18 protein-coding genes are annotated in these 21,191 nt (G+C 69.4%); 2 read left to right on the top strand and 16 right to left on the bottom strand.

Annotated elements, in window-relative coordinates; genetic code table 11:
• Positions 1 to 41: 41 nt before the first annotated feature.
• Complete coding sequence (ppk1, locus tag UYS_RS0200210) at positions 42 to 2,246, top strand: polyphosphate kinase 1 (protein ID WP_016853474.1); 2,205 nt, start codon at positions 42 to 44, stop codon at positions 2,244 to 2,246.
• 84 nt (positions 2,247 to 2,330) lie between these two features.
• Here the strand turns inward: ppk1 and UYS_RS0200205 are convergent, their stop codons facing one another.
• The 8 genes from UYS_RS0200205 to rho all read right to left on the bottom strand — a co-directional run bounded on the left by UYS_RS0200205 (position 2,331) and on the right by rho (position 8,629).
• Positions 2,331 to 3,395 carry a 3-deoxy-7-phosphoheptulonate synthase gene (locus tag UYS_RS0200205; RefSeq protein ID WP_016853473.1) on the bottom strand — a complete coding sequence of 355 codons (1,065 nt, stop codon included), beginning with the start codon at positions 3,393 to 3,395 and terminating at the stop codon, positions 2,331 to 2,333.
• Between the two features lie 5 nt (positions 3,396 to 3,400).
• Positions 3,401 to 3,565, bottom strand: a complete 165-nt coding sequence (locus tag UYS_RS18615; RefSeq protein WP_172977724.1) for a hypothetical protein — start codon at positions 3,563 to 3,565, stop codon at positions 3,401 to 3,403.
• Positions 3,566 to 3,699: 134 nt separating this feature from the next.
• Positions 3,700 to 3,846 carry a hypothetical protein gene (locus tag UYS_RS18295; RefSeq protein ID WP_016853472.1) on the bottom strand — a complete coding sequence of 49 codons (147 nt, stop codon included), beginning with the start codon at positions 3,844 to 3,846 and terminating at the stop codon, positions 3,700 to 3,702.
• Between the two features lie 89 nt (positions 3,847 to 3,935).
• Positions 3,936 to 4,064: a hypothetical protein gene (locus tag UYS_RS18945; RefSeq protein ID WP_016853471.1), complete on the bottom strand. Its 129-nt coding sequence runs from the start codon at positions 4,062 to 4,064 to the stop codon at positions 3,936 to 3,938.
• Positions 4,065 to 4,139: 75 nt separating this feature from the next.
• Positions 4,140 to 4,853 carry a dihydromonapterin reductase gene (folM, locus tag UYS_RS0200190; protein WP_016853470.1) on the bottom strand — a complete coding sequence of 238 codons (714 nt, stop codon included), beginning with the start codon at positions 4,851 to 4,853 and terminating at the stop codon, positions 4,140 to 4,142.
• Entirely contained in the window at positions 4,850 to 5,635 is a 786-nt protein-coding gene (locus tag UYS_RS0200185) for an NAD(P)H-flavin reductase (protein WP_016853469.1), read from the bottom strand. Before UYS_RS0200185 ends, folM begins: the two co-directional genes overlap by 4 nt.
• A complete protein-coding gene (gene ubiD / locus UYS_RS0200180) occupies positions 5,632 to 7,125 on the bottom strand; it encodes a 4-hydroxy-3-polyprenylbenzoate decarboxylase (protein ID WP_016853468.1) in 1,494 nt (497 codons plus the stop codon). Before ubiD ends, UYS_RS0200185 begins: the two co-directional genes overlap by 4 nt.
• A gap of 244 nt (positions 7,126 to 7,369) precedes the next feature.
• Entirely contained in the window at positions 7,370 to 8,629 is a 1,260-nt protein-coding gene (gene rho / locus UYS_RS0200175; RefSeq protein WP_016853467.1) for a transcription termination factor Rho, read from the bottom strand.
• A gap of 444 nt (positions 8,630 to 9,073) precedes the next feature.
• On the opposite strand from rho, the gene ppx reads away from it, so the two are divergent.
• Positions 9,074 to 10,609 carry an exopolyphosphatase gene (gene ppx / locus UYS_RS0200170; RefSeq protein ID WP_016853466.1) on the top strand — a complete coding sequence of 512 codons (1,536 nt, stop codon included), beginning with the start codon at positions 9,074 to 9,076 and terminating at the stop codon, positions 10,607 to 10,609.
• 23 nt (positions 10,610 to 10,632) lie between these two features.
• On the opposite strand, the gene tilS is transcribed toward ppx, so the two are convergent.
• The 8 genes from tilS to lpxD all read right to left on the bottom strand — a co-directional run bounded on the left by tilS (position 10,633) and on the right by lpxD (position 21,049).
• Positions 10,633 to 11,913, bottom strand: coding sequence for a tRNA lysidine(34) synthetase TilS (gene tilS, locus UYS_RS0200165; RefSeq protein ID WP_016853465.1), 1,281 nt, complete (start codon positions 11,911 to 11,913; stop codon positions 10,633 to 10,635).
• Between the two features lie 196 nt (positions 11,914 to 12,109).
• Complete coding sequence (locus tag UYS_RS0200160; RefSeq protein ID WP_016853464.1) at positions 12,110 to 13,063, bottom strand: acetyl-CoA carboxylase carboxyltransferase subunit alpha; 954 nt, start codon at positions 13,061 to 13,063, stop codon at positions 12,110 to 12,112.
• Between the two features lie 127 nt (positions 13,064 to 13,190).
• Positions 13,191 to 16,700: a DNA polymerase III subunit alpha gene (gene dnaE, locus UYS_RS0200155; protein WP_016853463.1), complete on the bottom strand. Its 3,510-nt coding sequence runs from the start codon at positions 16,698 to 16,700 to the stop codon at positions 13,191 to 13,193.
• A gap of 178 nt (positions 16,701 to 16,878) precedes the next feature.
• On the bottom strand, positions 16,879 to 17,490 hold the full coding sequence (gene rnhB / locus UYS_RS0200150; protein WP_016853462.1) for a ribonuclease HII: 612 nt from the start codon (positions 17,488 to 17,490) through the stop codon (positions 16,879 to 16,881).
• A complete protein-coding gene (gene lpxB, locus UYS_RS0200145; protein WP_016853461.1) occupies positions 17,487 to 18,695 on the bottom strand; it encodes a lipid-A-disaccharide synthase in 1,209 nt (402 codons plus the stop codon). The genes rnhB and lpxB overlap by 4 nt, the downstream gene beginning before the upstream one ends.
• A gap of 4 nt (positions 18,696 to 18,699) precedes the next feature.
• Positions 18,700 to 19,467 carry an acyl-ACP--UDP-N-acetylglucosamine O-acyltransferase gene (gene lpxA / locus UYS_RS0200140; protein WP_016853460.1) on the bottom strand — a complete coding sequence of 256 codons (768 nt, stop codon included), beginning with the start codon at positions 19,465 to 19,467 and terminating at the stop codon, positions 18,700 to 18,702.
• A complete protein-coding gene (gene fabZ, locus UYS_RS0200135) occupies positions 19,464 to 19,907 on the bottom strand; it encodes a 3-hydroxyacyl-ACP dehydratase FabZ (protein ID WP_026068244.1) in 444 nt (147 codons plus the stop codon). Before fabZ ends, lpxA begins: the two co-directional genes overlap by 4 nt.
• 104 nt (positions 19,908 to 20,011) lie before the next feature.
• Complete coding sequence (gene lpxD / locus UYS_RS0200130; RefSeq protein ID WP_016853458.1) at positions 20,012 to 21,049, bottom strand: UDP-3-O-(3-hydroxymyristoyl)glucosamine N-acyltransferase; 1,038 nt, start codon at positions 21,047 to 21,049, stop codon at positions 20,012 to 20,014.
• Positions 21,050 to 21,191: the final 142 nt, after the last annotated feature.

The raw sequence follows: 21,191 nt of genomic DNA, 5'->3' as shown, positions 1-21,191 counted from the left end.
GAGCGACGCGGCCGCCCGCGGGCCGACGACAGGGTACTTCCATGGACGATTCACGTAGCCCCGACACCTCGATCCCCTCCGAGCCCGCCGCGACAGGCGAGCCCCAGAGCGAGATGCCCGCCCCGCGCATCAACCAGACGCGCACGGGGATCAAGCCCAAGGCGCTGCCGGACCCCGAGGCCGACCTCGCCGACCCCGGGCTCTACTTCAACCGCGAGCTCTCGCACCTGCAGTTCAACGTGCGGGTGCTCGAACAGGCCCTGGACGAGGCGCACCCGCTGCTCAACCGGCTGATGTTCCTGCTGATCTTCTCCTCGAACATGGACGAGTTCTTCGAGATCCGCGTGGCCGGCCTGAAGAACCAGATCATGGTCGGCGACGCCTCCTCAGGCGCCGACGGCCGCTCGCCGCGCTCGGTGCTGAGCGAGATCTCGCAGATCGCCCACGAGCAGGTCGATCGCCAGTACCGCATCCTCAACGACACCCTGCTGCCCGCCCTCGAGGGCCAGGGCCTGCGCTTCCGCCGCCGCGGCGACTGGAGCGAGGCCCAGCGCACCTGGGTCAAGGAGTACTTCGAGAGCGAGATCATGCCGGTGATCAGTCCCATCGGCCTCGATCCCTCGCACCCCTTCCCGCGCCTGGTCAACAAGAGCCTCAACTTCATCGTCGAGCTCGAGGGCAAGGACGCCTTCGGACGCGAGGGCGGGCTGGCCATCCTGCCCGCCCCGCGCTCGCTGCCCCGGGTGATCGCCCTGCCCGACGAGCTCTGCGAGGAAGGCTTCACCGAGTACGTCTTCCTGTCGTCGATGATGCACGCCCACGCCGAGGAAGTGTTCCCCGGCATGAAGGTGAACGGCTGCTACCAGTTCCGCCTGACCCGTAACGCCGACCTCTCGGTGGACCCCGATGACGTCTCCGACCTGGCCTCGGCGCTGCGCGGCGAGCTGCTCTCGCGCCGCTACGGCAGCGGCGTGCGCCTCGAGGTCGCCAACAACTGCCCGGAAGAGCTGACCGAGTTCCTGCTCAAGCTGTTCAATCTCGAGGGGGCCGACCTCTACCGGGTCAACGGCCCGGTGAACCTGACCCGCATGATGTCGGTGCTGGGCGAGGTCGAGCGCCCGGAGCTGTGCTACCGCGCCTTCACCCCCGGCCTGCCCAAGGCGCTGCGCAAGCGCGACAGCGTGCTGCAGGCCATGGCCGAGCAGGACATCCTGCTGCACCACCCCTTCCACTCCTTCTCCCCGGTGGAGGAGATGCTGCGCGAGGCCGCCCGCGACCCCGAGGTGCTGGCCATCAAGCAGACCCTCTACCGCACTGGCGCCGACTCTCCCATCGTCAATGCCCTGGTGGAGGCCGCCGGCAACGGCAAGGAAGTCACGGTGGTGATCGAGCTGCGGGCGCGCTTCGACGAGGCCGACAACCTGGCCCTGGCCTCGCGGCTGCAGGAGGCCGGCGCCATCGTCATCTACGGCGTGATGGCCTACAAGACCCACGCCAAGATGATGCACATCGTGCGCCGCGAGAAGGGCCAGCTGCGCCACTATGCCCACCTGGGCACCGGCAACTACCACTCCAAGACCGCCAAGCTCTACACCGACTACAGCCTGCTGACCGCCAACCCGGTGCTGTGCGCCGACGTGCACAAGGTCTTCCAGCAGCTCTCGGGCATGGGCCGGGCGCGCCAGATCGAGAAGCTGCTGCACGCGCCCTTCACCCTCCACGAGCGGCTGGTGGCGATGATCGATCGCGAGGCCGAATTCGCCCGCAAGGGCAAGCGCGCCCACCTGATCATCAAGTGCAACTCGCTGACCGAGCCCAAGCTGATCCAGGCCCTCTACCGGGCCTCCCAGGCCGGCGTGGAGTGCGACCTGATCATCCGCGGCATGTGCTGCCTGCGCCCCGGCCTGCCCGGCATCTCCGAGACCATCCGGGTGCGCTCGATCATCGGCCGCTTCCTGGAGCACACCCGGGTGTTCCACTTCCACAACGACGGCAAGCCCGAGACCTGGGGCTCCAGCGCCGACTTCATGGCCCGCAACATGTTCCACCGGGTCGAGACCTGCTTCCCGCTGCTCGACAAGAAGCTGGCGGCCCAGGTGCGCAAGGACCTGGAGACCTACCTGGTCGACAACTGCCAGAGCTGGCTGCTGCAGCCCGACGGCACCTACATCAAGCAGGCCCCCGGCGACGCCGCGCCGATCAGCGCCCAGGAGACGCTGCTCTACGCCTACGCCGCCCACGCCTGACGCGATCGATCGAGGCGACAATGCAAAGCGCCTCCCCGGCCCGGCCGGGGAGGCGCTTTTGCGTGCGCGGGTGTCGCGTCGGGCTCAGGCGTCGCGCAGGCGCTCCGCGGCCGTGGTCAGCAGATGCTCGGTGGTGTCCCAGCCGATGCAGGCATCGGTGACCGAGACGCCGTGGCGCAGCGCGCCCGGCACCAGCGGCTGCTTGCCCTCGTGGAGATGGCTCTCCAGCATCAGCCCCGCCAGCGAGGCGTCGCCGGCCAGCCGCTGATTCAGCACGTCGAGCATCACCTCGCTCTGGCGGCGATGATCCTTCTGCGCATTGGCATGGCTGCAGTCGACCATCAGCCGCGGGTTCTGGCCGGCGTCCTCCAGGGTCCGGCGCGCCGCCGCCACCTGGGGCGCGCGGAAGTTGGGCTCGCCGTGGCCGCCGCGCAGCACCGCATGGGTATGCGGATTGCCGGGGGTCTCGCACACCTCGGGGCGACCGTCGGGCCCCATGGCGAAGTGCTGGTGGGGATGGGCGGCGGCGCGCATGGCATCCACCGCCACCTGCAGGTCGCCGCTGGTGGCGTTCTTGAAGCCGACCACCGCCTCCAGGCCGCTGGCCAGCTCGCGATGCAGCTGGGACTCGGTGGTGCGGGCGCCGATCGCCACCCAGCTCAGCAGGTCGTCGAGATAGGGCGCCAGCATCGGCTGCAACAGCTCGGTGGCCACGGGCAGGCCGAGGCCGGCGATCTCGCGCATCAGCGAGCGGGAGAGCTCGAGGCCGCGGGCCAGGTCGCCGCTGCCGTCCAGGTCCGGGTCGTAGGCCAGGCCCTTCCAGCCGACGGTGGTGCGCGGCTTCTCGACGTAGACCCGCATCACCGGCAGCAGGCGATCCTCGACCCGCGGCGCCAGCTCGGCCAGGCGGCGAGCGTACTCGAGGGCGGACTCGGGATCGTGGATCGAACAGGGGCCGATGACCACCAGCAGACGGTCGTCGCGCCCGGCCAGGATATCGCGGATGGCCTGGCGCTGACCCTCGATGCGGCGGGCCAGGGCCGGCTCGAGCGGCAGGGCGTGGTGGAGCTCGGCCGGCGTGGGCAGCGCGCGGGCGTCGCGGCGGGAGGCGGATTCGGCGGTGGCGGCGAGGGAAACGGGGGCATTCATGAGCATCAACTCCGTGAGCGTGAAGGTCGGGACAGGGTCATGCCACCGGAAATCCCACGGTCGGAGGTGGCGCACTGAGCCGACCGCACGTCGATAAATCGCCAGCCATAGCCGTAATAGTCCCGGCCCAGGGTGCGGAACTCGGCGTGGTGGCGATCGAATGCGGTCATGAGTGTCTCCTCGAATCTCGAATGCAGCGTGTCAGGCCAGAAACGCAGAACCCCCGGGCGGGATTGCCGTCCGGGGGTTCTGCGTGTCGGAGGCAACCCTTGGCGGGCGTGCCTCGCGGCGTCGTCCTGTGCGATCAGGACACGGCCGCCGGCACGCCGGCGCTAAACCAGTAGCCCTGCCAATAATAGGCGTCACCGACGACGGTCGCGTGACCATCGGCCATCGCCGCCGGGAAGGCGGTGATCGGGCGGCGCGGGGTCAGGGACGGGCTCGGTGTCATGGGGCGCTCGGTGTTTCGCGACGGTTCGCGTGAGGGTGATCCTGAATGTCAGGCCCCATCCTGCCCGCTAACGGGCCGGATGGCAAGGCTCAGCCGGTGGCGAACCGGATCCAGGCGATGGTGGCCGGCAGGCCGCTCATGCCGACCAGCACCGCCAGCCCCAGGAAGACGGCCAGCAGCCCGCTGTCGTCCTTGACGTCATCGTCGTGTTCGGACATGGCACCCTCCTCGCCTCGTCGGGAATACCGCCAGTCTAGGCGGAATGCCGTGCGACGGCGAGCCCTCCCCCGACGCTAGCGGAGATGGCGCCCGCCATCGACCGGCAGGGTGATGCCGGTCACGTAGCGGTTGTCGAGCAGGTAGCGCAGGCTCTGGTGGATCACGCCCGGCCCGGGGATCAGCCCCATGGCCGACTTGGAACGGGCCTTCTCGGCATAGGCCTCGTCGTCGTCCTCGTTGAGCATGATCATCGCCGGCGCGATGGCGTTGACCTGGATCGAAGGCGCGTACATGGCGGCGAACGACAGCGTCAGGTTCTCGAGCCCGGCCTTGGAGGCGGCGTAGGCGGCGTGCTTGCGCGAGCCCTTGGCGGCCACGAAGTCGGTCATGTGCACGATGTCGCGCATCGGCTCGCTGCAGGCCTCGAGCAGCTCGCGGGCGCCGAGGTTGATCAGGTACGGCGCCAGCATGTGCACCCGGAACAGCCGCTCGAAGTTCTCGCCGGCCTCGGGCCCGGCGACGTCCGGCGCCCAGTCGCTGGCGTTGTGGACGATGGCGCGCAGCGAGGACGTCTCGGCCCTGAGGCGCTCGAGGAAGTCCTCGATGCCGGCCTGGCTGTCGAAGTCGGCCTGCAGGGTGACGACGCCGCGGCGCCGCAGCGCCTCGAGGGCCTCGCGCTCGCGGCGGTAGCTGACGATCACCGGATGGCCCTCGTCGACCAGCCGCTCGGCACAGTGACGCCCCAGGCGCTGGGCGCCGCCGGTGATCAGGATCGGCGAGGCGCTCATGCCCGGCCTTCCCTCACCAGGCTGCCCACGGTGGGCACCAGCGGGTCACGCGGCGCGTAGGCGAAGACGTCGGAGAACACCCGAGAGGGCTCGAGCCCCAGCGAGGCCAGCACGTCGACGCAGGCGTAGACCATGCCCGGCGAACCGGAGAGGTAGACGTCATGGCCGGAGACATCGACGTCGTCGAGCGCCGCGCCCAGTGCCGCGTCGATGCGTCCGGCATGGCCCCGGACGCGCTCGTCGGCGAAATCGTCGCCCATGCCCTGCTCGCTGACGCCGTGGAAGGTCAGGTTCGGGTGCTGGGACGCCCACTCCCGGGCCAGGCTCTCGAGGTAGAACTCGCGACGCTCCTTGGCCGCCCACCACAGAGCGATCTCGCGCGCCGGGTCGGCGTGCAGCGCCGCCTCGACGATCGCCTTCATCTGGGCGAAGCCGGTGCCGGCGGCGACCAGCAGCAGCGGGCGAGTGCTGTCCGGGTCGAGCACGCAGTCGCCGCTCGGCAGCCGCAGGGTCAGGTGCTGCGCCTCCACCAGCAGCTCGCGCAGCCGCGCCGAGTTGGAGCGCTCCGGCCAGTGCTGGATGTGCAGCTCCAGCCGGCCGTCGCCCTCATGGGCATTGGCGATGGAGAACGGCACCCAGGTCTCGGGGTCGAGCTCCATCTCCAGATACTGGCCGGGCGCGTGGGCCATGGCCTCGGCGCGGCCTTCCAGGCGCACCCGGAAGACGTCGGGGGTGAGGTCCTCGACCTCGACGACCTGGCAGGTCAGGGTCCTTGCCGTCATGAATGCCTCTTGTGGTTATCAGGGGTATCGATGCCCAGCTCGTCCCAGCGCTCGCTGACGCGGGCCTTGACGGCCTCGTCCATGACGATGGGCGTGCCCCACTCGCGATCGGTCTCGCCGGGCCACTTGTCGGTGGCATCCAGGCCCATCTTGGAGCCCAGCCCCGCCACCGGCGAGGCGAAGTCCAGATAGTCGATGGGGGTGTTCTCCACCATCACCGTGTCCCGCGCCGGGTCCATGCGGGTGGTGATGGCCCAGATCACGTCCTGCCAGTCGCGGGCGCTGACGTCGTCGTCGAGCACCACCACGAACTTGGTGTACATGAACTGGCGCAGGAAGCTCCACACGCCCATCATCACGCGCTTGGCGTGGCCGGGATACTGCTTCTTCATGGTCACCACCGCCATGCGGTAGGAGCAGCCTTCCGGGGGCAGGTAGAAGTCGACGATCTCGGGGAACTGGCGGCGCAGGATCGGCACGAACACCTCGTTCAGCGCCAGCCCCAGCACCGCGGGCTCGTCCGGCGGACGGCCGGTGTAGGTGGAGTGATAGATGGCGTCGCGGCGCATGGTCATGCGCGTGACCGTGAACACCGGGAAGGTCTCCACCTCGTTGTAGTAGCCGGTGTGGTCGCCGTAGGGGCCTTCGGGGGCGGTGTCGTCCGGGTAGAGGAAGCCCTCGAGGATGATCTCGGCGGAGGCCGGCACCTCGAGGTCGGCGTGGCCGCACTTGACCAGCTCGGTGCGCGAGCCTCTCAAGAGCCCGGCGAAGGCGTACTCGGAGAGCGAGTCCGGCACCGGCGTCACGGCGCCGAGAATGGTCGCCGGGTCGGCGCCCAGCGCCACCGCCACGGGGAAGGGCTCGCCGGGATGCTCGCGGCACCATTCCTGGAAGTCCAGGGCGCCGCCGCGATGGGACAGCCAGCGCATGATCAGGCGATTGCGCGAGAGCTTCTGCTGGCGGTAGATGCCGAGGTTCTGGCGCGACTTGTGCGGCCCCTTGGTGATCACCAGCGGCCAGGTGACCAGCGGCGCGGCGTCGCCGGGCCAGCAGTGCTGGATCGGCAGGCGGTCGAGGTCGACGTCATCGCCCTCCAGCACCACCTCCTGCACCGGCGCGCGCTTGAGCCGCTTGGGCCCCATGCTCATCACCTGCTTGTAGACCGGCAGCTTGTCGAGGGCATCGCGGAAGCCCTTGGGCGGCTCCGGCTCCTTGAGGAAGGCCAGCAGCTCGCCGACCTCGCGCAGCGCGGTGACCGATTCCTGGCCCATGCCCAGGGCGACCCGCTTCGGCGTGCCGAACAGGTTGCCGAGCAGCGGCATGTCGTGGCCCTTGACGTTCTCGAACAGCAGCGCCGGTCCGCCGGCCCGCAGGGTGCGGTCGCAGATCTCGGTGATCTCCAGATAGGGATCCACCTCGGCGGTGATGCGCTTGAGCTCGCCCTGATCTTCCAGCGCGGCGATGAACTCGCGCAGGTCCTTGTACTTCATGCGGCCTTCCCGTTATCCCGAACGACGCAAAAGGGGCAGCATAGCATGCTGCCCCTTCGGGATGCTGCGCCTGGCCGCCATGAGCCTGACCCATGGCCTATCGAGCTCGGTCAGCTGGCCATCGGCGCGTCATGAGCGCAGCGGAGACAAGGCGAATCCGAGCGAGGGCCGCGGAGTGTACGAGCCGTACATGAGCAGGCCGAGCGAGGATTCAACGCCGTATCCGCAAGCGCAATAGCGCCGATCAGCGTCGCTTCATGGCCTCGAAGAACTCGAGGTTGGTCTTGGTATCCTTCAGGCGATCGATCAGGAACTCGGTGGCCGCGGTATCGTCCATCGGGTTGAGCAGCTTGCGCAGGATCCACATGCGCTGCATCTCGTCCTCGGAGGCGATCAGGTCCTCGCGGCGGGTGCCGGAGCGACGGATGTTGAGGGCCGGATAGACGCGCTTCTCGGCGAGCTTGCGGTCCAGGTGGGCCTCCATGTTGCCGGTGCCCTTGAACTCCTCGAAGATCACCTCGTCCATCTTGGAGCCGGTGTCGACCAGCGCCGTGGCGATGATGGTCAGGCTGCCGCCTTCCTCGATGTTGCGCGCCGCGCCGAAGAAGCGCTTGGGCTTCTCGAGGGCGTGGGCGTCGACGCCGCCGGTCAGCACCTTGCCGGAGGACGGCACCACGGTGTTGTAGGCGCGCGCCAGGCGGGTGATGGAGTCGAGCAGGATCACCACGTCCTTCTTGTGCTCGACCAGGCGCTTGGCCTTCTCGATCACCATCTCGGCGACCTGCACGTGGCGGGCCGGCGGCTCGTCGAAGGTCGAGGCCACCACCTCACCGCGCACGGTGCGCGACATCTCGGTGACCTCCTCGGGCCGCTCGTCGATCAGCAGCACGATCAGGTGACACTCGGGATTGTTGCGCGTGATCGAGGTGGCGATGTTCTGCAGCATCAGCGTCTTGCCCGCCTTGGGCGGCGAGACGAGCAGGCCGCGCTGGCCCTTGCCGATGGGGGCGGTCAGATCGATGATCCGCGCGGTGAGATCCTCGGTGGAGCCGTTGCCGATCTCCATGCGCAGCCGTTCCTGGGGGAACAGCGGCGTGAGGTTCTCGAAGAGGATCTTGTGCTTGGCGTTCTCGGGCTTGTCGAAGTTGATCTCGCTGACCTTCAACAGCGCGAAGTAACGCTCCCCTTCCTTGGGCGGACGAATCTTGCCGGAGATGGAGTCGCCCTTGCGCAGGTTGAAGCGCCGGATCTGGGAAGGCGACACATAGATGTCATCGGGGCCGGCCATGTAGGATGAGTCGGCACTGCGCAGGAAGCCGAACCCGTCCTGCAGGATTTCCAGCACGCCGTCGCCGTAGATGGCCTCGCCGCTCTTGGCGTGCTTCTTGAGGATGGCGAAGATGATGTCCTGCTTGCGGGAACGTGCCAGGTTGTCGATGCCCATCTCACGGGCGATCTCCAGGAGTTCCGGCACGGGCTTTTGCTTGAGTTCGGTAAGATTCATCGGTGTGTTCAGAAGTTGCTCGTGAAAGCCGGGCAGTCGTGCGCCGTATGGGAAAAGAGGCGAGACATTAACGCCGCGTGGATGCGTTCAGAGCCCGGACAGGCTGCCTCTCGTCGAATGCGGGTCATGGCCACGGGCGGGCAACCGCTGAGGATGCCGGGCCAGTCTCGGGAGCGAGGGAGCAGGTTCGTTTTCGCCTGAAATCAGCGCAACAGGCCATGGGCCGGGAAGAGGGCTGATTGCAGAGGGCTATCTGACGACTTGGATAAAATGACCGTGGCGTGGTTGCCATGCGCGGTCGGGAAGCATTCGGAACAGGCGAACGCCCCGATACTAGTCAAGGGTGACGGGAAACGCAATACCCGCGCCGGCCCCGCCCCGGCGCGATTGACAAGCCCGATGGACGACCGCAACCTTTTGGCCAGTCTCCCTGAAGGACCCGCCATGACCGCGCCTACGGACCGGCACGACGCCGATGCCAGCGAGCCCGAGCTCGCCCCCCGCCGACTCGCCGCCATCGATCTCGGCTCGAACAGCTTTCACCTGCTGGTGGCCAACTATCGGGACGACCGCCTGCAGGTCGTCGCCCGCCAGGGCGACAAGGTCCAGCTGGCCGCGGGCCTCGGCGACGACGGCTGCCTCACCGAGGAGGCCATGACCCGGGCACTGGACTGCCTGGCCCGCTTCGCCCCCTTCCTCGAGGGCATCGCCCCGCAGGACCGGCGGGTGGTCGGCACCAACGCCCTGCGCGACGCCGACAACAGCCAGGCATTCATCGATCGCGCCGAGGCCCTGCTCGGCACCCGCATCGAGATCATCGCCGGCCGCGAGGAGGCCCGCCTGGTCTACCTCGGCGCCGCCCACGCCGTGGCCGAGGACGGTCGGCGGCTGATCGTCGACATCGGCGGCGGCTCCACCGAGTTCATCATCGGCGAACACTTCGAGCCCCAGGCCCTGGAGAGCCTGAGCATGGGCTGCGTGACCTTCACCCGACGCTTCTTCGACGGCGGCGAGATCACCGAGAAGCGCATGCGCCGCGCCGAACTGGCCGCGCTGTCCGAGCTCGCCAACATCAAGAAGCCCTTCCAGAAGCTCGGCTGGAGCGACCCGGTCGGCTCCAGCGGCACCATCAAGGCCGCCGCGGCGGTGATCGCCGCCGCCGGCAAGTCGCCCGAGGGCGTGATCACCCGCCAGGGCCTCGCCGACCTGCGCAAGCGATTGCTCAAGTGCAAGCGCCTGGACAAGGTCGCCATGGACGGCCTCAAGGACGACCGTGCCCGGGTCTTCCCCGCCGGCATCGCCATCCTCGGCGCCATCTTCGAGGCCTTCGACCTGGAGGAGATGCGCTATTCCGACGGCGCCCTGCGCGAGGGCGTGCTCTACGACCTGGCCGGCCGCAACAGCCCCGAGGACTCGCGGCTCAAGACGCTGTCCAACCTCCAGCGCATCTACGGCGTCGACGCCCGCCAGGCCGACAACGTCGCCGCCACGGCGCTGGCGCTGTTCGCGCAGGTGCGCGAGGCCTGGCGGCTGGACGAGGATCAGGCGCGCTTCCTGGAGTGGGCCAGCCGGCTCCACGAGGTCGGCCTGGCGATCTCCCACAGCCAGTTCCATCGCCACGGCGCCTACCTGCTGGAGCACTCCGACCTGGCCGGCTTCTCGCGCCCCGACCAGCGCCAGCTGGCCTTCCTGGTCCGCGCCCACCGGCGCAAGTTCCCGCTCAAGGAGTGGCAGGCGCTGCCCGCCACCGAGCGTCCCGCCATGTCGCGGCTAGCCCGGCTGCTGCGCCTGGCGGTGATCCTCAACCACTCGCGTCCGGAACAGCCGCCCGACACGCCGACGCTGGCGGCCGACGGCGAGACCAGCCTGCGGCTCGGCCTGGTGGAAGAACAGGAACCCAGCCTGCTGCTCGCCGATCTGGAGCAGGAGGTCGGCTACCAGCAGGCCGCCGAGCTGACGCTGATCCTCGACGCCGACTGACCCTGGACGCCGGCCGAGCCCGCTCAGCCGCTGCGCCAGCCCTCGGCGCAGGCCAGCCAGCCCGAGGGCCGCCCCACCGCGACCACGTCATCGCCACGCCAGGCGACGATCAGCCCGCCCCGCTCCCAGGGCGGCAGCCCCCACTCCTGCAGCAGGCGCTTGAGATCGCGGCGTCCCCGGCCCGTCAGGCGCAGCCGCTCGCCGCCCAGCCGCGGCGCCAGCGTCAGCCTGACCGGCTCCCCGTCCTCGCGAAGCAGCCCGCTCGCCAGCGGCCCCAGCGGCGTGGACAACGGCACGCGGCCGTCCCAGGCGGCCCGCCATTCGGCCGGCAGCGACACGACCGGCGCCAGCAGATACAGGCGCCCGCGCCAGACCCGCGCCTCGGCGCCCGCCCAGACGATGCGCACCTCGGCGTCGTCGCGCGCCTCGAGCTGGTCGAGCAGGGTCGAGAGGCGGGCGGCCGGCGGCCGCGGCAGCCCCCGTCGCTCGAGGCAGTGGCGGATCAGCAGCCGACGGCGCGGGACAGAGAGCCCGAGCAGGGCCTCGCAGGAAAGACGCGCGGGATCGCCGCCGAGTCGCGCCAGGTCCTCGGCGGCGAACTCCTCGAGCAGGCCGTCGGCCTCGCCGGCCAGCGCCGCGCTGCGCGAGAGCGCCGCCGTGGCGTCCGGCCAGCGCTCGGCCAGCCGCGGCAGCGCCCGGTGGCGCAGGAAGTTGCGGTCCAGGGCGGTGTCGACGTTGCTCGGGTCCTCGACCCAGGCGAGGCCCAGGCGCCCGGCTTCGGCCTCCAGCGCCGCGCGGGAAGCGTCGAGCAGCGGGCGGACGAGGCGACGCCCGTCGAGGTCGCGCATCGGCGGCATGGCCGCGAGGCCGCGGGGGCCGGCGCCTCTAAGCGCGGCCAGCAGGAGGGTCTCGGCCTGATCGTCGCGATGCTGGGCCAGCCACAGGGTCTCGCCGGCGCCGACGCGGCGGGCGAAGGCCGCATGGCGCGCGGCCCGCGCCTCGCCCTCGAGCCCCCGCCCCGCCGAGGCATCGACCGCGACGCGCTCGACGAACAGCGGCACCCCGAGCCAGGCGCACAGCCGCCGGCAGTGACGCTCGAAGTCGTCGGCGGCGGCCTGCAGGCCGTGATGCACGTGCAGCGCCCGCAGCGGACGCGGATGACGCCGGCAGGCGTCGGCGGCCAGGGTCAGCAGCAGCGCGGAATCGAGCCCGCCGGAGAGCGCCACCCAGACGCCGCGCCCCGGCGGGGTCTGGGCCAGGGCGCTGTCGATCGTGGCTTGCAGGGAAGAAGACGCGAGGCTCATGGGCAGGAAAATGACTCAGAGGAAGCAGGGTGTGCCACCACCAAGGTGGCGAGACGGCATCCACCGAGTTCTCGGCCTCTTCGAGCGACGATCTGGCTAGGCGGAGAAGACCGAAGCCGCGGAGTTTACTTGCGGCTAAATGAGCAGGATGAGGTCTTCTCCAACACCGCCAGATCGAGCGCAGAAAGGCCCGATATCAGACGGGGGCGCCGTAGCTCATCAGGCGCTTGTACCGCCGCTCGAGCAGGTCGTCGGTCTCCATGCCCTCGAGGCGCTCGAGGCTCTCGGTCAGCGCGGTACGGATGCGCTCGGCGGTGTCCACCGGCTTGCGGTGCGCGCCGCCCAGCGGCTCGGGGATCAGGGTATCGACGAAGCCCAGCTCCTTGAGGCGCTCGGCGGTGATGCCCATGGCCTGGGCGGCCTCGGAGGCCTTCTCGGCGCTCTTCCACAGGATGGAGGCGCAGCCCTCGGGCGAGATCACCGAGTAGGTGGAGTACTGCAGCATGGCCAGCTCGTCGCATACGCCGATGGCCAGCGCGCCGCCGGAGCCGCCCTCGCCCACCACGGTGGAGACGATCGGGGTCTTGAGCCGCGACATCACCGCCAGGTTGTAGGCGATGGCCTCGGACTGGCCGCGTTCCTCGGCGTCGATGCCCGGATAGGCGCCCGGGGTGTCGATGAAGGTCAGCACCGGCATCCTGAAGCGCTCGGCCATCTCCATCAGTCGGCAGGCCTTGCGGTAGCCCTCGGGGCGCGGCATGCCGAAGTTGCGACGCACCTTCTCCTTGACGTCACGGCCCTTCTGGTGGCCGATGACCATCACCGGCTTGTCGTTCAGCCGCGCCACGCCGCCGACCAGGGCGGCGTCGTCGGCGAAGTTGCGATCACCGTGCAGCTCGTCGAAGTCGGTGAAGACGTGCTCGAGGTAGTCGAGCGTGTAGGGGCGCTGCGGATGGCGCGACAGCTGTGACACCTGCCAGGCGGTCAGATCCTTGAAGATCGACTCGGTGAGCTTGCGACTCTTCTCCTCGAGCCGACCGATCTCGTCGCTCAGATTGACCTGGCTGTCGTTGCCGACCAGGCGCAGCTCCTCGATCTTGGCCTGAAGCTCGGCGATGGGCTGTTCGAAGTCTAGGTAGTTGGGGTTCATGGGATAGCCTTGTCTCGTCGGCCGAAGGGGCGACCGGGGGGAAGCGTCAAACGGCGTTCATTATCGCACCCTGACACGCCCACGCAAGGCGAGCCAGGGTGCCTGCACATTGTCGGAGCGACGCGAATCAACGGTAGCGCAGGCGCACGCCGTCCTGGCCCTCGACCTCGCGCAGGGCGATCAGCAGCTCGTCGGAGGGCGTGACCCGCCACTCCTCGGCCAGCTCCAGCCAGCCGCTGGCCGCGGCGCTGCGGTAGCGCAGCCGTACCGGCAGGCCCTCGTCGCTGCGATAGGGGGCGAGGCTGTCGCGCAGGCTGTCCACCAGCCGGCCGTTGGCGCGCTCGCCGTCCAGCGCCAGCTCCACCGCCTGGCCGTAGCGGGTGCGAGCGTCGACCATCGGCGTGATCTCCTTGCCGCGCAGGCGCAGGCCACCCGAGTAGTCATCGCTCTGTACCTCGCCCTCGACGATCAGCACCTGATCGGTGTCCAGGCGGCTGCGCACCTGGTCGAACAGCTCGCCGAACAGCGAGGCCTCGATGCGGCCGGTGCGGTCGTCCAGGGTGACGAAGGCCATGGTGTCGCCGCGCTTGGACTTCATGGTGCGCATGCCGACCACCAGCCCGGCCACGCGCTGGGGCTCTCGCGACGGCTTGAGGTCGCCGATACGGGTGGAGACGAAGCGCTCGAGCTCCTTCTCGTACTCGTCGATGGGGTGGCCGGTCAGATACAGCCCGAGGGTGTCCTTCTCGCCGCCCAGGCGTTCCTTGTCGGTCCAGTCGCGGGCGCCGCGATAGTCGGCATAGACGTCAGTGTCTTCCTCTTCATCGGAGGCGGCGAAGGCCTCGCCGAACATGTCCATCATGCCCAGGTTCTGGTTGGCCTGGTTCTGGGCCGCGGCCTTGAGCGCGGCTTCCAGCGAGGCGGCCATCACCGCGCGGCTCGGCCCCAGGTTGTCCAGCGCCCCGGAGCGGATCAGCGCCTCCAGGGTGCGCTTGTTCATGCGCTTGGGATCGACCCGCTTGCAGAAATCGAACAGGTCGCGGAAGGCGCCGCCCTCCTCCCGGGCCTCGACGATGGCGCCGATGGGGCCCTCGCCGACGCCGCGGATGGCGCCCAGGCCGTAGACCACCCGACCCTCGTCATCGACGGTGAACTTGTAGCCGCCGACGTTGACGTCCGGCGGCGTCACCGTGAGCCCGATGTGGCGGCACTCCTCGATCAGCGGCACCACCTTGTCGAGGTTGTCCATCTCGGTGGACATCACCGCCGCCATGAAGGGCCCGGGATAGTGTGCCTTGAGCCAGGCGGTCTGGTAGGACACCAGGCCGTAGGCCGCCGAGTGCGACTTGTTGAAGCCGTAACCGGCGAACTTCTCCACCAGGTCGAAGATGTTGCCGGCCAGATCCTTGTCGATGCCGTTCTCGGCGCAGCCCTCCATGAAGCCGGCGCGCTGCTTGGCCATCTCCTCGGGCTTCTTCTTGCCCATGGCGCGGCGCAGCATGTCGGCCTGACCCAGGCTGTAGCCGGCCATCACCTGGGCGATCTGCATCACCTGCTCCTGATACAGGATGATGCCGTAGGTGGGCTCGAGCACCGGCTTGAGCAGCTCGTGCTGGTAGTCCGGGTGCGGATAGGCAACCTCGGCCCGGCCGTGCTTGCGGTTGATGAAGTCGTCGACCATGCCCGACTGCAGGGGCCCCGGCCGGAACAGCGCCACCAGGGCGATCATGTCCTCCAGCGAGTCCGGCAGCAGGCGCTTGATCAGCTCCTTCATGCCGCGGGATTCGAGCTGGAACACGGCCGTGGTCTCGGCCTTCTTGAGCATCTCGAAGGTCGGCTTGTCGTCCAGCGGGATGGCGTCGATGTTGAGCGGCCCCAGCCCTTCCTTGACGCGCACCTTGTCGACCATCTCCAGCGCCCAGTCGATGATGGTCAGGGTACGCAGCCCCAGGAAGTCGAACTTGACCAGCCCGGCGTCCTCGATGTCGTTCTTGTCGTACTGCACGCGCAGGCCGCTGCCGTCCTCGTCGCAGATCAGCGGCGAGAAGTCGGTGAGCTTGGTCGGCGCGATCACCACGCCGCCGGCATGCTTGCCGGTGCCGCGGGTGATGCCCTCGAGCTTCACCGCCATGTCCCAGATCTCCTGGGCCTCCTCGTCGGCGTCGAGGAACTCCTTGAGCTGGGGCTCGTCCTCGATGGCCTTGGCCAGCGTCATGCCGACCTCGAAGGGAATCAGCTTGGAGAGCTTGTCGCCCAGCGAGTAGGGCTTGCCCTGGGCGCGGGCCACGTCGCGCACGACGGCCTTGGCGGCCATGGTGCCGAAGGTGACGATCTGCGAGACGGCGTCGCGGCCGTAGCGCTCGGCCACGTAGTCGATCACCCGGTCGCGCTTCTCCATGCAGAAGTCGACGTCGAAGTCGGGCATCGAGACACGCTCGGGGTTGAGGAAGCGCTCGAACAGCAGGTCGTACTCGAGCGGGTCCAGGTCGGTGATCTTCTGCGCGTAGGCCACCAGCGAGCCGGCACCGGAGCCCCGCCCCGGGCCGACGGGGACGTCGTTGTCCTTGGCCCACTGGATGAAGTCCATCACGATCAGGAAGTAGCCCGGGAAGCCCATCTGCAGGATGATGTCGAGCTCGAAGTCGAGCCGCTGGCGGTAGCGGGCATCGATCTCGGCGTACTCGTCGCCGTCGCGGGGATACCTTTCCACCGGGTAGAGGAAGTCCAGGCGCTCGGTCAGGCCGTCGTGGGAGATCTTGCGGAAGAACTCGTCCTGGGTCATGCCCTCGGGGATGCCGTATTCCGGCAGGAAGATCTCGCCCAGGCGCACGTCGACGTTGCAGCGCGCGGCGATCATCACGCTGTTTTCCAGCGCCTCGGGGAGGTCCGAGAACAGCTCGGCCATCTCCTCGGGGCTCTTGAAGTACTGCTCCTCGGTGTAGCGACGCTCGCGGCGCGGGTCGTCCAGCGCCTTGCCCTCGCCGATCGAGACCCGGGTCTCGTGGGCCCAGAAGTCCTCGCGCTCGAGGAAGCGCACGTCGTTGGTGGCCACCACCGGGGTGCCGGTCTCGACGGCCAGATCCACCGAGAGGTGCACGCACTCCTCCTCCAGCGGCCGGCCGGTGCGGGTCAGCTCCAGGTAGTAGCGCCCGGGGAAGGCGGCCTGCCATTCGTCGAGCAGGGCCCGGGCCTCGGCGTGGTGATCGGTCAGCAGGTGACGGCCGACGTCGCCCTCACGCCCGCCGGACAGGGCGATCAGCCCCTCGCTCTGCTCGAGCACCCAGTTCCGCTCCAGCAGCGCCATGCCGTCCTTCTGCCCCTCGACCCAGCCCCGCGAGATCAGCTCGGTGAGGTTGCGATAGCCCACATCGTTCATGGCCAGCAGCGTCAGGCGATAGGGATGGGCCTCGTCGTGGGGGTTGGCGAGCCAGAAGTCGCCGCCGATGATCGGCTTGAGGCCGGCCCCCTGGGCGCCGCCGTAGAACTTGACCAGGGCGAAGAGGTTGGCCTCGTCGGTGAGCGCCAGCGCCGGCACACCCTGGCTGCCCGCCGCCTTGATCAGCGGCTTGAGACGCACCAGGCCATCGACCAGGGAGAATTCGCTGTGCACACGGAGATGAACGAAGGGAGCGGTCATGGCGGACTCGGGCTTGATGATGGAAATGGGTCGACGCTGTCTGTCACGGCGTCAGAAAGCAAGCAGGCGTCAGGCCTCCGAGGAGGCGCTGTGAACCCCTCCCTGGGCGCTACCGACGCCATCCCTGGCGTAGGACCTCCTCTGCGGCCTGCCCCCTGCGCGACGGGATGTGGACAAGTTAGAGCAGGTTCAGCTGGCGCTTGACGGGCGCGAAGGAGCGACGGTGCTCGGGCAGCGCGCCGAGGCGCGTCAGGGCGGCCAGGTGCTCGGGCGTCGGGTAGCCCTTGTGGCGGGCGAAGCCATAGTCGGGATGGCGCGCGTCCAGCGCCAGCATGTCGGCGTCGCGGGCCACCTTGGCCAGTATCGAGGCCGCGGCGATCGCCGGATGACGCGCATCGCCCTTCACCACCGCCTGGCCCGGCACATGATGCCCGGGGAGCCGATTACCGTCCACCAGCAGATATTCCGCGGCCGGCGACAGCGCATCGATGGCGCGCCGCATGGCCAGGTGCGTGGCGTGATAGATGTTCAGGCCATCGATCTCGTCGGGGCTGGCCTCGGCCACGGCGAAGGCCAGCGCCCGCTCGCGGATCCGGGCGTCCAGCGCCTCGCGGCGCCTGGCGGTCAGCTTCTTGGAGTCGGTCAGCCCGTCGATCGGCGCGGCCGGATCGAGGATCACCGCGGCGGCCATCACCGGGCCGACCAGCGGGCCGCGCCCGACCTCGTCGACCCCGGCCAGGTGCGTGCCGCGATAGTCGACGACCAGCGGCGGGAAGTCCTCGGCCTTCATGCGCCCTCCTCCAGCGCCTCGGGCGCCACCGAGGCCGGCAGCGCGCGGCGCGCCACCAGCGCCTCGACGGCGTCCACCGCGCGGCGGCTGGCGTCGCGCTGCAGCCCTTCGTGCATGGCCGCGAAGCGCGCCTCGAGGGCGTGGCGCGCCTCGGCGTCGTCGAGCAGTGAGGCGAGCTCGGCGGCGATGCCCTCGGGGCTAGCGTCGTCCTGGATCAGCTCCGGCACCAGCGCCTCCCGGGCGATCAGGTTGGGCAGCGAGATCCATTCGGTCTTGACCAGCCGCCTGGCCAGCCAGTGGGTCATCGGCGCCATGCGGTAGGCCACCACCATGGCGCGGTGGCACAGCATGGCCTCCAGCGCCGCGGTGCCGGAGGCCAGCAGCACGGCATCGGCGGCCACCATGGCCTCGCGGGACTGGCCATCGACCAGGGTCACCCGCTCGCGCAGCGTCTCGCGGCCCTCGAGCAGCGCCTCCAGCTCGGCGCGCCGCGCCGGGGTCGCGGCGGGAATCACCACCCGCAGCGCGTCGCGCTCGCGACACAGCCGTTCGGCGGTATCGAGGAAGGTCGCGCCCAGGAAGCGGATCTCGTTGGCCCGGGAGCCGGGCAGCACGGCCAGCAGCGGCGCCGCGTCGGACACGCCCCGGGCGGGCAGGCCGAGCGCCTCGCGAGCCTCGCCGCGGTCGTTGACCAGCGGCAGCTCGTCGGCCAGCGGATGGCCGACGAAGGCCACCGGCACCCGGTGGCGGGCGTAGAAGGCGGCCTCGAAGGGCAGGAAGGTCAGCATGGCATCCACCGAGCGGGCGATGCCCTTGACCCGCCCCTGGCGCCAGGCCCACACGGAGGGGCTGACGTAGTGGGCGGTGGTCAGGCCGGCCTCGCGCAGCTGGCGCTCGAGCCCGAGGTTGAAGTCCGGCGCGTCGATGCCGATCACGATGTCGGGCCGCCAGTCGAGGGCGTCCTGGCGCAGGGTGCGGCGCACGCGCACCAGGCCCGGCAGGTGCTTGAGCACCTCGACCAGCCCCATCACCGAGAGGGTCTCGAGCGGGAAGCGGCTGTCGATGCCCTGCTCGATCATGCGCGGCCCGCCGATGCCCCGGAACTCGACGCCCGGGTGGCGGGCCTTGAGCTCGCGCATCAGGCCGGCGCCGAGGATGTCGCCGGAGAGCTCGCCGGCCACCAGGTAGACGCGCGCGATCGTCATGGCGTCAGCGCACGATGCCGCGGGTCGAGGCCTCGATGGAGGCGACGAACGCCTCGGTTTCCGGCAGCGCGTACTGGGTGCGGATCTCGGTCAGCGCCTGCTCCACGGTCAGGCCCTGGCGATAGACCAGCTTGTAGGCCTCGCCCAGGGCGCGGATCGCCTCGTTGGAGAAGCCGCGGCGGCGCAGGCCGATGAGGTTGAGGCCGTGGGCCGCGGCGGGATTGCCGTTGATCATCACGTAGGCCGGGGTGTCCTTGGTGATGATCGAGCCGCCGCCGGCCATGGCATGGTCGCCGAAGTGGCAAAACTGGTGGATCGCCGACAGGCCGCCGATGATCGCGAAGTCACCCAGCTTGACGTGGCCGGCCAGGGTCACCTGGTTGGCCAGGATGCAGTCGTCGCCGATCACGCAGTCGTGGCCGACGTGGACGTAGGCCATGAACAGGTTGCGCGAGCCGATGGTGGTCTCGCCGCGATCCTGGACGGTGCCGCGGTGCAGGGTCACGCCCTCGCGCACGACGTTGTCGTCGCCCATCACCAGGCGGGTGGGCTCGCCGGCGTACTTCTTGTCCTGGCACTCCTCGCCGACCGAGGCGAACTGGAAGATCCGGTTGCGCTCGCCGATCAGCGTCGGGCCCTGGATCACCACATGGGGGCCGATGCGCGAGCCGGCACCGATCTCGACGTCGGCGCCGATCACGCTGAAGGGGCCGACCTCGACGTCATCGGCCAGGCGCGCGGCCGGATCTACGATGGCGGTGGGATGAATCAAGCGACCTTCCTCTCGGCACAGGTGATCTCGGCCTCGCAGGCGACCTCGCCGGCCACGCTGGCCTTGCACTGAAACTTCCAGATACCGCGCTTCTCGCGGATCACGTCGGCGCGCAGTTCCAGCTGGTCGCCGGGCATCACCGGGCGCTTGAAGCGGACGTTGTCGCTGCCCACGAGGTAGTAGACGTAACCGTCGGCGGGCAGCTTGTTGACCGTCTTGAAGCCGAGGATGCCGCAGGCCTGGGCCAGCGCTTCCACCACCAGCACGCCCGGCATGATCGGGTGATGCGGGAAGTGGCCATTGAAGAACGGCTCGTTGATGCTGACATTCTTGTAGGCAACGATGGATTCGCCGTGGGTAAGCTCCGTCACCCGGTCCACCAGCAGGAAGGGATACCGGTGGGGCAGATACTCACGAATCTCGTTAATGTCCATTACCATCGTAGCAACCTCTGAAATGACAGAATGCCCCGCATCGCGGGCGCGACCGTCGCCGCGCGCGTGGCGACGGACGGGCGGGGATTATACCGCCCGAGGGGGCGGCCTCAAGCATCCCGCCCGGCTTTTTCCAGGCGATTCAGCCGGCGGGCGATGTCGTCGAGCTGCTTGAAGCGCACCGCACTGCGACGCCACTGGGCATTCTCCATGGCACCGGTCCCGGAAGAGTAGACCCCCGGCTCGTGAATCGAGTTGGTGACCAGGCTCATGCCGGTGACCTGGACGCCGTCGCACACCGTCAGGTGGCCGGACAGCCCCACGCCGCCGCCCAGCATGCAGTGCCGCCCGACCCGGGTCGAGCCGGCGATGCCGACGCAGCCGGCCAGCGCGCTGTGGGCGCCGACCTGCACGTTGTGAGCGATCTGCACCTGGCTGTCGATCTTCACATCCTCGCCGATCACGGTGTCGCCCAGGGCGCCGCGGTCGATGCTCGAGCAGCTGCCGACCTCGACGTCATCGCCCAGCACCACGCCGCCGAGCTGGGCGATCTTGTGCCAGCCGGCCCCGTCATGGGCGAAGCCGAAGCCGTCGCCGCCGATCACGCAGCCGCTGTGCAGGATCACCCGCGCGCCGATGCTGACCCCATGGTAGACGGTCACGTTGGCATGCAGCCGCGACTCGGCGCCGATCCGGGTGTCGGCGCCGACCACGCAGCCGGGCCCGATCACCACGCCGTCGCCGAGCTCGACGCCGGCCTCGATCACCGCCTGGGGGCCGATCACCACGCCCTCGCCCAGCCGGGCATCCTCGGCGACCGTCGCCGAGGGATGCACGCCCGATGCCTCGCGGCCGGCCAGCGGGTCGAACAGCCGCGACAGCTGGGCATAGCCCAGATAGGGATTGTCGAGGGTCAGGCAGGGCACCGGAGATTCCCCGGCATGGCTAGGGTGCAGCAGCACCGCCGCGGCGCGGGTCTCGGGCAGGTCCTTGAGGTAGGCGCGGTTGGCCAGGAAGGCGATCTGATCGGGCCCGGCATCGCGCAGCGTGGCCAGGCCACGCACGCGGCGCTCGCCGTCACCCTGGAGGCCGGCCCCCAGCTGCGTGGCGATCTCGGCCAGCGTCAGGGAAGGAGAGTCTTGTGTCATGGGAACCCGATGTCGGTTGGGAAAACACTCTGCGCTGGCGACGGCCGCCGCGCCGGTTCGATATCGATGGGCCCCGACGGCGTCGATGACGCGAGTCGAGGCCCCGGAGCCGTGGCATCGCCGCCTCCCCCGTTCCGGACGA

Source organism: Halomonas smyrnensis AAD6 (assembly GCF_000265245.1).
Taxonomy (GTDB): Bacteria; Pseudomonadota; Gammaproteobacteria; order Pseudomonadales; family Halomonadaceae; genus Halomonas; species Halomonas smyrnensis.
The sequence above is the reverse complement of the archived record's forward strand: the minus strand, read 5'-3'. Positions and strand labels throughout refer to the sequence as shown.